This is a genomic window from Agrobacterium sp. O3.4 (genome assembly GCF_041414895.1).
Taxonomy (GTDB): Bacteria; Pseudomonadota; Alphaproteobacteria; order Rhizobiales; family Rhizobiaceae; genus Agrobacterium; species Agrobacterium cucumeris.
The window spans coordinates 27,013-40,471 of sequence record NZ_JALPZP010000005.1; the positions used below are offsets into that span (position 1 = coordinate 27,013).

A 13,459-nucleotide genomic window follows, 5' to 3' on the forward strand; every position below is an offset into this window, starting at 1 on the left:
AGGCGCCGGGATCGGACGGGCTGGCAGGCGACACGCACTTTCCGGCTGGCACTTGCTGGCGTGCTCCTTGCATCTCCGGCATAGGCCAATATTACCGCAAAAGACCTGCGGGACCGGGAAGTGACGATCCCCGGCACTGGTTCTAGTGGCGATGCGCGCCCTCAATCTCGCGGCGCGACACGCGCGACATACGCAAAACCGCTTCTGAAACCTGCGGGTTCAGGCGCGCAAATACACCTCGACATTACGAAGCGATGCGCGCAGCGTTTCCACCTCCCGCTCGTCCATCAGGCTGAAGGCGGTCGATAGCGCATCGGCCGTGGCCGCATCATCCGCAACCACCGAGACCCGCGCATAACGGCGCGCGCCGAGGCCGGTTCGCGGATCGAGGATATGACTGAATTTACCGGCGCGGTCGAACTGGAACCCGGCGCCCGCCGAGGTCGCCACGGCACGGTCGGTGATATCGAGAACCATGTCAGGAAGGGTGGCATCTTCCGATTGCGCAAGACCGATGCGCCACGGCGCGCCTTGCGCATTATTGCCGATGGCGCGATTTTCGCCCATATCCACCAGGCTGCTGGTCACGCCCGCATCCCGAAGCAGGGCAACGATGCGGTCGGTAATATAACCCTGGGCAATACCGTTCAGCGTCAACGCCATGCCGCGCTGCCCCAGTGCAATACGGTTCGCGTCGAAACTTACCTTGTCGAAGCCCACCAGCGCCAATGCCTTTCTCATATCCCGTGCGGATGGGCCGGCGGGATCGGCACCGTCGCGCGAAAAATGCCGGGCATGCAGCAGCCAGAGCGGCTGTATCGTCGGATCGAAACGTCCGTCCCCAAGCCCATGGAAGCTGCGGCACAATTCCAGCAGCTCCACCATTTCGGAGGGCGGCGCGGCAAGGGCGCCGGTGCGATTAAGCTCGCTCAGTGCCGATTCCGGTCGAAACAGGCTGAAGATACTTTCGAGGCGCGCCACCTCGACCACCACCCTGCGCAGGAGGCGCTCCGCCTCTGCAGGGTTTTGATGATTGAGCACAAGCGTTGCCGGCGCGCCGAGTGCCTGTCCCCGCCAGACAACGGGGGAGACTGAGGCAAAACCCCTGTCAGGTAAAAGCGGCAGGCCCGCAAAGGCAGCCATGAGCGTGATGAAGCGGCGACGGCCTGGTTTGTTATCCATGATCATGCGCCCCTTCCGCGGCCGGATCGTCCGCCGCCTCGCCACCGGCGCCAAGAATGTAATTCTCGGGCAGATCGTTGAATTTAACGACTTCGCCGCCGTTCTTGCCGACGAATTGCCTTGCTGCCGCCTCTTCGGAAAAGGGCACGGCTTCCTCCGCGCCCATGCCGCCGCGCAGGGAACTGCCGATCACGAAGAAGGCCTTGCGCGCGTCGATCCAGTTTTCCGCGCCGGGCTTCTCCCAGCTTGCTGCCTTGCCCATGTCGGACACGTAAATCGCCGCGATCTCCTTCGGTTCGTCCGGCAGCATGGTGAAGGCCACCGTGTCCCGTGCTGAGGAGAACCATATGGCTTCCGGTATCTGGCGCAGGATGATCTGCCCCTTCGGCCCGGCATGTTCCAGCACGTTCATGCCGCAATATCGCCCCATGGCCTCGGCGGTGAGCGAAAAGGGCGGCGGCGTTTCCGCCTGCTGCTCATTTTCGCAGGCGGCAAGCAGCAGCGAAGCCACAAGAACAAGGGCAAAACGGACCGTTTTCATACGTCCCTCCTTGAGAAAAACAGCGAAGCGAGGCCGAGCGGAACAACCGTCCAGGCGCAAAGGGCGGCAAGCAGCACGCCACCGGTGAGAATGGAGTTTTTGGCAAGCCCGCCCATGCCGGAAAGGGCCGCCGCCCCGCCGCTGCCGAGATTGAGGAGCCGATAGGCATCCGTCGGATTGGCGAGCAGCAGGAAATCCAGCAATCCGCCGGGCAGCGAACGGCCCTGCGCCGCCACCAGCCCGCCAAGCAGGGCCATGTCGTAGATCAGCACGAAGAACAGCCAGATGCCGATCGTCACGCCGCCGGCCGTGCTGCGCTCCGAAGATAGCGCACTGACGAGATAACCGATGGCGACGAAGACCGCGCCGAGCAGCACGGACGATGCCGTCATGGAAATAAACGACAGCCAGCCCTCAAGGCCGGTCGCGCCGCCCATCAGCGCCAGCGCAAGCGCCGCCGTGCCATATCCGCAGGTGGTGGCGAAGCAGAGGATGGCGATGTGGCCGAGAAATTTGCCCAGAACGATCTGGCTGCGCCCCACCGGATAGGCGAGCAGCAGCAGCATGGTGCCACGCTCCACCTCACCCACGATGGCATCGTGGGAAATCAGCAGCGCGATCAGCGGCACAAGGAAGATCGTCAGGCTGGAGAGGCTGACGATGACCACATCCATGCGGCTGGCGCCGACATTGCCGGTCGGCGCGCTGCCGAGAAACGTCAGCGTCAGGGCGAGCATTGCCAGCAGCAATGTCGTGGCCAGCACCCAGCGATTGCGCATGCCTTCGCGAATTTCCTTTCCCGCAATGATCAGGATATTGCTCACGACGCGGCCTCCTGGCTGTTCAGGAAATGGGCATAGAGATCATCGAGCGTCGGCTCGATGAGGCTCAGGGCTTCGATACCGGCGGCAGCAGCCGTGAGGCGGTGCAGCAGCGGCAGCCTTGCGGCATGCGCCACCTCCGTCTCGTAAGCGCCGTCTCCGGTCGGGGTCCATTGCGCCGCGGGATCGGCAGGTGCTGCGGCTCCGCCCCCGCCAGTCGGGCGGATACGGATACGCGACGGCAGGCTGGCGATCCGTCTCAGATCATCCAGCGTGCCATCGGCAATGCGCACGCCACGATTGACGATGATGACGCGTCCGGCCCGATCCTCCAGTTCCCCCAGCGCATGCGACGACAGGAGGATCGTCGCGCCGCCTGCCCGCAATTCATCGACGAGGTTGTAGAAATTGCGCCGCAGGGCCGGGTCGAGGCCGCTGGTCGGTTCATCGAGCAGCAGAACCCTTGGTGCGCCGAGCAATGCCTGGGCAAGGCCAAGCCTCTGCCGCATGCCCTTGGAATAGGTACGAATGGGCCGGTCGGCGGCCACGGCGGCAAGGCCGACACGCTCGAACAGGCTGTCGGCGGATTGCATGGGCACCCGCTTGAGACGGGCGTAGAAGGCAAGCGTTTCCCGCCCCGTCAGCGCCAGGTGGAAAGACACGCTTTCCGGCAGGTAACCAAGCGCCTGACGCACGGCGAAATCGCCATTCGCCGGGTTCTCGCCCAGCACCTCCACATGCCCCGACGTCGGGCGAATAAGCCCGAGCAGCAATTTGATCAGCGTGGTTTTTCCGGCGCCATTGTGGCCGACCAGAGCTACGGTCTCCCCTTCATGAAGGTTAAAGCTCAGTTCGCGCAGGGCATTGACCTTGCCGCCATAGGTCTTGGTCACATCGTGAACGCTTACGGTCGGGCTCATGAGCGTGGCTCCCTGGGAGGCTGCGGCGGCGACATCAAGGGATGACTGTCGGTGACCCCGCCCGGCAAAAGGGCTGGAAACCGCGCCTGCGCCCAGCGCACCACCTGCACGGCGGGGCTGCTGGTCAGCACCCGCGCCTGCGGCGCGGTCCACAGCACGCGGTCAATCAGATCATTCGGGCGATAGGGATTGTCGGCTATGCCGTCACCATCCAGATCGAAAGCGGGGTTGTCGCTCCAGTAATTGCCGCGCCCCTTTTCCGACCAGTCGACATAACGCGTGCCGACATATTTGACCTGGTTGCGATTGGCGATGAAGGCATTGCCGCTCATCATGTTGCCTTCCGAACCGGCGGTGAAATGAATGCCGATATCGCAACCTTCGAAACGGTTGTCGCGCAGGCGGTTGCGGTTGGCATTGTAGATGAAGACGCATTTTTCCGGGCCGGGTCGCATTCCCGAGGTATCCGCGGCAGTCTCGTCATCGGCGGCCGGCACACCATGTTCCTGCGAGCGGATGCCGCGTTCGCTCCAGCGCGATGCGGGCTGCATATGGCCGCGCACCGTATTGCCGGTGACGGTGGAACTGTTGGCGTAATTCAAAAGCAGGCCGTGGTCCCGGTCGCCATCGGAGACGTTTCCAGTGATCTTCAGGCGGCTGGAAAACATGATGGCGTATCCCACCGAATTGCCGCTGGAGACGTTATCGCTGATCTCGCTGTCGTTGGTGTACATGTAGTGGATGGCAAATCGCAGATTGCTGAACCGGTTACCGCTGAACACGTTGCGTTTGCTGGCATTGGTGGCGATGCCGTCGCGCCCGAAGCTGATGTCGTTGCCGGTGACGCGTGCGCCGGGCGCGTTCCACAGGGTCACGCCGTTGCCGGTTTCGCTTAAACGACCTTCGCCCGTACCGATAATGACATTGTTGCGCGCGATGGAATCGTCGGCGCCATGCAGATAGACGCCATACAGATTTTCTTCGAAGCGGCTGTTTTCGACAATCGCCCGTTTGGCGGTGCGGGCGACGAAGACGCCCGAATTCATGTCTTCCAGCGAACCGCCGGAGCCGGATACGATAATGCCGCTGAAGATCACGTCTTCGGCGGTGATGGTGACGACACTTCCCTGACCGGTGCCGCGAATGGCCGCACCCGGCTCGCCGCGCAGCTTAATGGACGTGCCAATGGTCACCGGCCCGGAAAAATCGCCGCTTTCCAGCACCAGTTCGTCGCCCGTCTGTGCACGGTCGATGGCCTGTTGAAGTATTGGGGTCGCGGCAGCGGAAAGGCGGATGGTTTCAGCATCCGCCAGGCCGGGAATGACGGCGACAATCGCCACCATCCCCCATCTCGCCGCATCTTTTGGATGCCTCATGCCTTTTTCGGCTCCACCAGCATGCGGCCCTTCATTTCCATGTGCATGGCATGGCAGAACCACGAGCAATAATACCACCACACACCGGGCTTATCGGCCTTGAAGGTGACGGATGCCGTGGCCTGCGGCGCCACTTCCATGTTGATGCCGTAATTGATGATCGAGAAGCCATGGGTCAGGTCTTCCACCTCATCGATATTGGTGACGTAGACGGTCACCTCATCACCCTGCTTGACGGTGAAGCTTTCCAGACCGAAAGCGGGCGCCGCCGATGTCATGTAGACGCGAACCTTGTCGCCGTCACGAATGACTTCGGAATCGATCAGCAGATCGATGTTGTCAGCCTTCGCCTGGGCCACCGCATCGGCAAAGAAGCTGTCGTCGCGGCTCCAGATGCTGACCGGGTTGATCTTGGAATTATGGACGATGGTGGCGTCATGCGGCTCGGCAAAGGTGGGATTGTCGTGAACCAGCACCATCTCGTCGCCGGAAATATCGATCAGCTGATCGTTTTCCGGTTTCAGCGGGCCGACGTTCAAATACCGGTCCTTCGAGAACTTGTTGAGCGAGATCAGCCATTTGCCGTCCGCATCCTTGGTCTGGCCCATGGATGTGTGGTTGTGGCCTGGCTGATACTGCACATCAAGCTTCTGGCGGACCGGATTGACCTTCTCGCCCTTGTAGGCGCGTTTGGCATCCTCAAGGTTCCACTTGCAGATCTGGCTGTCGATGAACAGCGTCGTGTAGCAATTGCCGCGACCGTCATAGGCCGTGTGAAGCGGCCCAAGGCCGAGTTCGGGTTCGGCAACCACGGTATCACGCGGCTTGATCTTGTCGGCGAAAAGATCGTCGAACAGGCGGACGTCGAAGACGGTGACCGTCGGGGACAGCTTGCCATTGGCAACGACGTGGATACCATCCGGCGCGGTGTTCATGCCGTGCGGGCCGTTGGACACCGGGATGTAGCGGGTGAATGGCGAGCCATGGCGACCATCCACAACCGGCACGCCGCCCATTTCCTTGAATTCGCCCTTGGCGACAGCTTCCTCGATGCGCTTCAGGTTGAAGACGACGATCCAGTCCTGATCCTTCGCCATCATTTCCTCGAGGTTCACGCCCTCTTCGGAATTGTAGCAGGTGGCGAAGGCATATTTGCCCTGATAGTCGGCATCGACATTGTCGAGATTGCCGTCGACCATGACCTGCCAGGCAACCTTCATCGTGTCGCCATCAATGGCCGAGAAAATCGCGTGATACTGCTTGTGATCATCGAGAACCGAACCGTCATTGGGGATCGGCACGCGGTCTTCACCATTGGCGAAGACATAACCGGTGCGCGGATATTTCTGCACACGCAGGCCATGAACCGTGTGCTGGTTGGGCAGCTGGATGATCTTGTCGCATTTCATCACGTCAAGGCGAATGCGGCAGACGCGGGTATTGGCCTTGTCATTGGCGAAGAGATAACGGCCGTCATAGGTGCCTTCCGTAAAGGACGGATGCGGGTGGTGCAGGTCACCGTTGAGATAGATGTTACCCTTGTCCTTCAGATATTCCTTCGTTTCAGGCAGCAGTCCTTCCGTCAGGATCTTGCGGCTTTCATTCGTCTGACCCCAGCCGGTGGCGCTATCGCGGTTAAAGACCGGAATGCGCATCAGTTCACGCATCGACGGCAGGCCGAGAATGCGCAGTTCACCGCTATGGCCGCCTGAGAAAAAGACGTAATATTCGTCCAGTTCACCGGGCTTGACCTCGAAGGCCTGTCCGCCTGCGGCGAGCGCCGGTGCCGCCGTGATGCTGGAAACCGCTAGCGCGCCGCCGACCGTCGCCGCGCCCGCCACCGCGGCAACCGCCGTGGAGCCGAGAAGCTGGCGCCTGCTGAGGCCAGTTTCGATATTTCGATCCGACATGTCTTCTCTCCTTTGATGGTGGCTCAGGCCTGTTCGCCAGCCACTCCTTCATCTGTGCCGATCGGTTTGCCCTTGTGGGTAACCACGGTTTTCGGACGCTCTTTTCCCTTTTCCGGAGGGGTGGAGAGCGCCACGAATTTTTCCCGCTTCAACCGCACCTGAATCATGTGCGGACAGCGGTGGTCGTCCTGGTAAAGTTCCTGGCAATGCATGCAGTAGATGCACTCGTTGACGTTGATCTGCCCTTCGGGATGGATCGACTGCACGGGACATTCCTTGGCGCAGCGCTGGCAGGGCGAGCCGCATTCCGGCCAGCGTTTCAGCCATTCGAACATGCGCAGGCGACCGGGAATGGCGAGCGCGGCACCCAGCGGGCAGAGATACCGGCAGTAGAAACGTTCGATGAAAAGACCGGCGGCGAGCAGCGTCAGCGCAAAGATCACGAAGGGCCATTCGCGGGCGAATTTCAGGATGATCGCCGTCTTGAACGGTTCGATCTCGGCAAAGGTCTCCGCCAGCGCCAGCGAATAAAGCGACAGGCCGAAGAGGCCGAGGAAGATGATGTATTTGACCGGCCAGAGGCGCTCATGCAGGCCCCATGGCAGCTTGACCTGCGGCACCTTCAGCCATTTCGCGACGCCGTTGGTCAGTTCCTGAAGTGCACCAAAGGGGCAGAGCCAGCCGCAAAAAGGCCCACGCCCCCAGAACAGCAGACCCGCAGCAACCGCTGCCCAGAGAATGAAGATCAACGGCGCGGACAGGAAGAAATCCCAGTGGAAACCGGAGATCAGCGCGTTGATGAATGTGAGGACATTGACCACCGAAAGCTGCGCATTGGCATACCAGCCGAGCCAGACCAGCGCGAAAAGCAGATAGCCGCGCCTGATCCAGCCGAACAGCTTGGGACGTTTGACCAGCCAGTCCTGAAAAAAGAAGATGGCGGTGAGAACCAGCAGCCCGGCAAAGGTTACGGCGACCGAGACGCGGTTCATTTCCCAGATGCTGACCCAGAGCGGCGCGTTTTCCAGATCGAACGGCACATCTGCCGGCGTCGTTGCTGCGGTTGCCGGTGGGGCCACGGGTGGGGCTGCCGGCGTCTCGATGCTGACGTAGCCGGCGGGCAGCGTGTAGCCGAGATCGTATGGCATCGTCGCCTTGTCGCGCACACCCGTGGTGCGCTGCACCAGCAACTGTAACTCCCAAGGTTCCGTCACGTCGAAAGCGAAGCTGTCAGGGATCACGTAAAGGGCGATTTCACGCAGATGCGGCGCGCCCTCGGCGGCGATCTGCGTCAGCCGCGTGTGATCCCGATCGCGGAAGCGAATGCCCTGCCCGTCCTGAAGCAGCTCGATACGGTCGAAAATGCCGCCTCGTACATAACCCGACCCCTTGAACGAATAGGCGCCGTCGCCCGCCACGAGAATGGCGGACTGACCCGGCTTCAGGCGTTTTGTCAGCCGTCCGTAACTTTCTTCACCCAGCAGGCTGCGGCCGATGGCGGGAACGCTGACCGGAGCGACGTAGAGATCGATAAACGGGTCCTGCGGATTGGGCGCTTCGGGTGTCCGGGCCGCATCCGGCTGGCCGGCCTTTGCAAAGGCATCCGAGACTTCACCGACACTGAGGCGCAGGGCGCGGATGGAACCATCGCCGAGCAGCGTCTGCCAGTCGGAAACCTCCTGTTTCGAAACATCGAGTTTTTTGACCGGCTGCGGCACTGCAGCTGCGATCGCGGCATTTGTGCCATCTCCCAGCCTGCCGCTGCGAATGAGTTTGACCGCCGAGCGGACGACGCTGTCGCCCATTACAAGAACGGTCACCGTTGCGCCGCTGACGATATCGACCTGCGGCGGGCGTTCCGCACCGGTAGCAACCTTGGCCAGATCGCGGCCGATCACCGAACTCAGCGCAGCCACGACCCGGGTTTCCGGTATGCCGATCAGCACGATCGGCTCCTTGTGATCGACAAGCTTCAGACCACGCACGACGCCGGCCCTGTCAATGCCGACAACGATGTGAATCGGTTTTCCTGAATAGCCTGTCGAATTGGTGAAATCCGAGTTGAGGTAAGCGTAACCGGCGATTTCGCTGCCCTTATAGACGGGCACGATGGCAGGCTCCCCCACCGGCTCGCCAAAGCGGTCGGCTGCGGCAAACAGCTCCGCCGGCTGAACCTTGGTGAGATAATCGACAAGACTGCCGGCAGCGAAGGCGTGGCCTGCGAGGGTGAAAAGCGCGATCAGAAAAGAAAGAAAAACAGCCAGACCTTGTTTCCCGATATGAGTATTTTTCGGCATTGGGCATTCCATCGGGGTGCGACACGACGTTCACTCCCACGCTCGGCCATGTCGCATCGGTCGGGCCTCGGTGGGTTGAATGCAAAATAGTCGCGCTGCCGGATGCCTCATTGATCCAGAACAAATACCGCGTTGTTTGATGTGGCAGTGTGGGACAAGGATTTTGAAGAGAAACCCATGTCTAGACTGAATGCCGAACCGCCCGTTCTGACGACGATGCACGCCGTGCTGGAAACCGCAGCCCGCATGGAACAGGAAGCAATCGATGGCTATGTCGCCCTCAGACAACGAATGCTGGATGAAAACCAGCCGGCGCTTGCCGCCGTTTTCGAACGGCTGATTGCCGAGGAGGAAACGCATCTGCGTCAGGTCGGCGTATGGGCTGCCGAGACGGTGCCGACCGACACTGCCGGCACCCTCGCCGCCCCGGACCTTTCACCCATGTTCGATGCCGAAGGCGCCGATATGGTGCCGCCAGAAACGCTCGACGCCTACCGCGCTTTTTCGGCCGCCGTCAGGAACGAGGAACGGGCATTTATGTTCTGGAGCTACGTTGCCGCCCAGGCGCCCAGCGCCGACGTTCGGCAGGCGGCGGAAAAAATGGCGCGCGAGGAACTCGGCCATGTCGCGACGATGCGCCGGGAAAGGCGGCAGGCGTTTCATGCCGCAAGGGTCGCCGCACCACCGGGAGACACGCCGGATATTCTCGGGCTGGAGGAGCATTTTTTAAAACTCCTCACCGCTGTGGCAGAATGGCAGGACGATCAGACCTCAAGGGCATTTATCGAGGAAACGCAGGCGCGTATCAGGTCCATCCCCGGTCTGGCATTCCGTCGCAAGCCACGATTGTCCGGGCAACTGGATCTGGTGCTTGGTCAGCCGGTTACGCTTTGCGGCATCCTGCTCGACTATTATCTCGACGGGATGAACTGCGAAAAATCCGAACCGGCTCTGGATTTCTGCGCTACCGCCGCGTCCCAGCTCGTCCGTTGCCTCACCTTCCTGCGCAGCCTCGCTTCCGCGGCTTGATGACGTTCAGCGCCCGTCGCGAACAGGCGGCAGAAGCACTCGAAACTCCACCTGCACCCTGCACGGATGTCATTGACTGCGACAATCTGCTGGGCAAGATAGTCCTGCCGAAACCGCCATATGAAAGTGAACTCCCTGGCGGATTTTCAGGCGATCGGTGCTCACGCGATAATCGCCAGCAGGTTAACTTCCCGTTTTTACGAGATGCACTAAAATAAGCGGATTCTGATATTGGATTCGCCGCACCAGGTTGTCATGGCTTGCGGCAAGCAGACGGCGCCATCATGCGACTTAGCACCATCACGAACCTGGCCTATGCCGTGACCCTCGTGCTCACGACGGTATCGGCGACAACATTCATTCTGTCAGCCAGAAGCGCTTCTCAAGAACGGGTGGCCATCCAGGATCACCTCCAGTTGAATGATCTTGCCGAGGAACTGGCGCTCATTGCGGACGAGCGTACCGAGGAGGCTCGTCTTTACGTCATGCGCGGCGACGAGCAGCACCTGGCGAAATTCTACGTCGACGAAGATCAGGAAAAGCACCTCGAAAACGCCGTGGATAAGCTCTCCGCGCTCGGTGTTTCGCCGGAAGAGGCAGGCTCATTTCAGGAGATCCGCAAGAGCGCTGACGCGCTGGACAGGATGGAGCGAGAGGCCATCAGCCTCTATCGATCCGGCCGCCAGAACGATGCACAGCAGATCCTGTTCGGCGATGAGCATTATCGGCTGCATACGGGGCTGATAAACACCGTCGCTGGTTTGAGAGAGGGTATCGCGGCCCGCTCGCAGGCAACGGTTGACCAGGCAAAAAGCCGGAGCGATTTCTATGGGTCGATCGCCAAGGCGATGCTTGCACTCACCGCCCTGATGTTTGTGGCCGTACTTTATTTCGTCCTGACCAGACGTGTTGCCGCGCCGCTTATCCGGATGAGCAATATCGTTACGCGCCTTGCCAGGCAGGACTACAGTATCGATGTGCCCGACGAGGGACGTCGTGATGAAATCGGCGACATGAACCAGGCCATCCGCATCTTCCGCAGCAACGGGCTTGAGCGGGACCGGCTTGACGCGGAGCACCGCAAGAACCAGCGCATAAAGGACCTGATCCTGCAAATGATGCATCGGATTCAGGCATGTCAAAATCAGGATGAATTGTCCGACGTCGTTTCGAAATTCATGCCGCAGATTTTCCCCGCCATCGCCGGCCGCCTGCTTGTCATCAAAGAACACAGCTCGGTTCTCCAATCGACGGGGCAATGGTCCAACCCGTCGTTTTCCGCTCCGGAGTTTTCGATCGACGATTGCTGGGCGCTCCGGCGCGGGCGTCCCCATGCCAGTAACCCTGATGGAGACGACGTCGCCTGCCATCATATCAAGGGCAGTGTCGGAACCGGCCTGTGTATACCGCTCACGGCACTGGGTGACACCGTTGGCCTGTTATATCTTGAAATTCCGCAGGGTAACGAGACACTGGAGACCGAGAGACTATATCTGGAACTCCTCGCCGAGAATGTCGGCCTTGCCGTCGCAAATCTCCAGCTTCGGCAGCGACTGGTCGGCATGGCGAGACAGGACGCCCTGACGGGTCTCCTGAACCGCCGGTCTCTTGATGAGGAACTGAACAGGCATATTGGGAAGCCGAACCAAAATCTCGCCTGCCTGATGCTCGACATAGACCATTTCAAGCGCTTCAATGACCGCTTTGGCCATGACGCCGGAGATGCGGTGATGCAATATGTCGCCCAGGTCCTGTCAGAAGCGATCGGTGGTCTGGGTGAATTATTCCGTTTTGGCGGCGAGGAGTTCACCGTGCTCATGCCGGCTGCCGGTGTTGAAGATGCCATCAAGGTGGCGGAGAAACTGCGGCACGCCGTCGAGCGCGCGCCTTTCACCTACCGAGGTCGCCTGCTTGACCCAATCACCATATCGATCGGTATCGCGACATCACCGGATGCGGGGACCGTCAGCAGCGTGTTGGAACGCGCGGACGCCGCGCTTCTGAACGCCAAGCAGACAGGCCGGAACCGGTGGGTTTCATCGGACGAACTATAAACTAAAGAGCCTCCAACCCGTTAGGCTGGAGGCTCCTGTCTGCTATTCAAAGCCGGTCATTTCCGATAGGCGAGACCGCCCCAAATCCGCCCTTCATCCCGATGTCGACCGCCATGAACGGCACCGATATAGGCCGCGGCAGATGCCACAATGGCTGAAGCCGCCAGCAGGAATGCCGTGAGGATGCCTGCAACGCGTGCCTTCTCAGCCGCATCAGCTGCCTTTGTCTTGGCGTCGTCCAGTGCCTTCTGCGCCTGGGCCTTCATGTCATCGATCTGCTTTTGAGCTTCATCGACCTTTTTCTGCGCTTCGGTTCGCACGGCCTGAACACGTTCAACCGTCTCGTTTACCCTTGCCTGCGCATCGGTCTGGCTGATGCCGGTGCGAGCCGCGATCTGATTTGTGAGCCAGGTTCTGTCTGCATCGGAAATCTCACCGGTCGTGAGCAGATTGCCGAGAATGCCGCTGATCTGCCGCTGATAATCGCCAGCGGCTTGATCACCCTGCGGCTGGGTGGCCTGCGCATCCGTTCGCAACAATGTGTCGGTGAAGTAGTCGATGGGATTTGCCCTCATGCCCTGCGGAAGCATCTGCTCGATGCTGGGCGCTGCAGCCTGACCGGCACCTTGCGCGATACCGCCCGCGGCACTGCCGGCTCCCGAAATCAAGCCGCCCGCAACCTGACCGGCGCCTTGCACCACTCCGCCAACTGCCGATCCGGTGGCTTCAACTGCGGTTTGCGCCACACTTCCCACGGCTTTCGCTCCGCCGGACAACACGCCGAGAGCAAGGAAAGCGGAGACGACCGTGCCGATCCCCCACACCACCAGGCCATTGAGACCGTCTCGAACAGTCTGTTCGTTTCGATCAGCCTGCCCGGCTGGACGACGCATCCGGCCGGTGATGTAGCCGCCCAGCATGTAAGAACCGACCATGGAAATAATAACGAACAGGCCGGTTATGATCAGCCAGATCGAGCTGACCTCGCCGCCATCATCCACCGAGATTGAACTCAGGCCCAATCCGCCGGCAAAGGTGGTGAGTACCGCCATGGCCCCCGATGCAATGACCGCGCCGGCGAAAATGGCAGGCCAGTCGACATAGCTGCGATTGGTTTCAGTACCGATTGAATCGACCATTAGCGTAACCCCAGCAGTGAAAGAATGAACAAGACGATTACGACGAGCCCGACGAGATAGATGATAGAGTTCATAGGGTATCCCCTCCGAAAGGACGATAAATCCTCCGCGTAGCGGTTGATTATGTGCTGGTGACAGGTGCGAGCTGATTGCTCTACAGACCAAACTCGTAGCGCCTGAAAAAGTTTCA

At 60.5% G+C, this 13,459-nt stretch carries 10 protein-coding genes; 2 read left to right on the top strand and 8 right to left on the bottom strand.

What is annotated here, in order from left to right; translation table 11 throughout:
* Positions 1 to 219: 219 nt before the first annotated feature.
* Genes M0412_RS20380 through M0412_RS20410 form a run of 7 tightly spaced genes read right to left on the bottom strand, consistent with a single transcriptional unit; the run spans position 220 to position 9,047 of the window.
* A complete protein-coding gene (locus M0412_RS20380; protein ID WP_269700034.1) occupies positions 220 to 1,182 on the bottom strand; it encodes an FAD:protein FMN transferase in 963 nt (320 codons plus the stop codon).
* Entirely contained in the window at positions 1,175 to 1,723 is a 549-nt protein-coding gene (locus M0412_RS20385; RefSeq protein ID WP_137087952.1) for a nitrous oxide reductase accessory protein NosL, read from the bottom strand. The genes M0412_RS20380 and M0412_RS20385 overlap by 8 nt, the downstream gene beginning before the upstream one ends.
* The gene (locus M0412_RS20390; RefSeq protein WP_052820604.1) at positions 1,720 to 2,547 is read right to left on the bottom strand and encodes an ABC transporter permease; all 828 of its coding nucleotides are present in this window, start codon (positions 2,545 to 2,547) and stop codon (positions 1,720 to 1,722) included. Before M0412_RS20390 ends, M0412_RS20385 begins: the two co-directional genes overlap by 4 nt.
* Positions 2,544 to 3,464 (bottom strand): ABC transporter ATP-binding protein, encoded by a 921-nt coding sequence (locus M0412_RS20395; RefSeq protein ID WP_269700033.1) that lies wholly within the window; start codon positions 3,462 to 3,464, stop codon positions 2,544 to 2,546. The genes M0412_RS20390 and M0412_RS20395 overlap by 4 nt, the downstream gene beginning before the upstream one ends.
* A complete protein-coding gene (locus M0412_RS20400; protein WP_269700032.1) occupies positions 3,461 to 4,840 on the bottom strand; it encodes a nitrous oxide reductase family maturation protein NosD in 1,380 nt (459 codons plus the stop codon). Before M0412_RS20400 ends, M0412_RS20395 begins: the two co-directional genes overlap by 4 nt.
* Positions 4,837 to 6,750 (bottom strand): TAT-dependent nitrous-oxide reductase, encoded by a 1,914-nt coding sequence (gene nosZ / locus M0412_RS20405; RefSeq protein ID WP_269700031.1) that lies wholly within the window; start codon positions 6,748 to 6,750, stop codon positions 4,837 to 4,839. Before nosZ ends, M0412_RS20400 begins: the two co-directional genes overlap by 4 nt.
* Before the next feature lie 23 nt (positions 6,751 to 6,773).
* Positions 6,774 to 9,047, bottom strand: a complete 2,274-nt coding sequence (locus M0412_RS20410; RefSeq protein ID WP_269700030.1) for a NosR/NirI family protein — start codon at positions 9,045 to 9,047, stop codon at positions 6,774 to 6,776.
* A 177-nt stretch (positions 9,048 to 9,224) separates the two neighbouring features.
* On the opposite strand from M0412_RS20410, the gene M0412_RS20415 reads away from it, so the two are divergent.
* Complete coding sequence (locus tag M0412_RS20415) at positions 9,225 to 10,076, top strand: ferritin family protein (RefSeq protein WP_269700029.1); 852 nt, start codon at positions 9,225 to 9,227, stop codon at positions 10,074 to 10,076.
* A gap of 284 nt (positions 10,077 to 10,360) precedes the next feature.
* Complete coding sequence (locus M0412_RS20420; RefSeq protein WP_269700028.1) at positions 10,361 to 12,130, top strand: diguanylate cyclase; 1,770 nt, start codon at positions 10,361 to 10,363, stop codon at positions 12,128 to 12,130.
* Positions 12,131 to 12,186: 56 nt separating this feature from the next.
* Here the strand turns inward: M0412_RS20420 and M0412_RS20425 are convergent, their stop codons facing one another.
* Positions 12,187 to 13,269, bottom strand: coding sequence for a hypothetical protein (locus M0412_RS20425; RefSeq protein WP_269700071.1), 1,083 nt, complete (start codon positions 13,267 to 13,269; stop codon positions 12,187 to 12,189).
* Positions 13,270 to 13,459: the final 190 nt, after the last annotated feature.

Coding starts and splice junctions, on each gene's coding strand:
- M0412_RS20380 (WP_269700034.1), bottom strand. CDS start 1,182: ATGGATAACAAACCAGGCCGTCGCCGCTTCATCACGCTCATGGCTGCC.
- M0412_RS20385 (WP_137087952.1), bottom strand. CDS start 1,723: ATGAAAACGGTCCGTTTTGCCCTTGTTCTTGTGGCTTCGCTGCTGCTT.
- M0412_RS20395 (WP_269700033.1), bottom strand. CDS start 3,464: ATGAGCCCGACCGTAAGCGTTCACGATGTGACCAAGACCTATGGCGGC.
- M0412_RS20400 (WP_269700032.1), bottom strand. CDS start 4,840: ATGAGGCATCCAAAAGATGCGGCGAGATGGGGGATGGTGGCGATTGTC.
- nosZ (WP_269700031.1), bottom strand. CDS start 6,750: ATGTCGGATCGAAATATCGAAACTGGCCTCAGCAGGCGCCAGCTTCTC.
- M0412_RS20410 (WP_269700030.1), bottom strand. CDS start 9,047: ATGCCGAAAAATACTCATATCGGGAAACAAGGTCTGGCTGTTTTTCTT.
- M0412_RS20415 (WP_269700029.1), top strand. CDS start 9,225: ATGTCTAGACTGAATGCCGAACCGCCCGTTCTGACGACGATGCACGCC.
- M0412_RS20420 (WP_269700028.1), top strand. CDS start 10,361: ATGCGACTTAGCACCATCACGAACCTGGCCTATGCCGTGACCCTCGTG.
- M0412_RS20425 (WP_269700071.1), bottom strand. CDS start 13,269: ATGGTCGATTCAATCGGTACTGAAACCAATCGCAGCTATGTCGACTGG.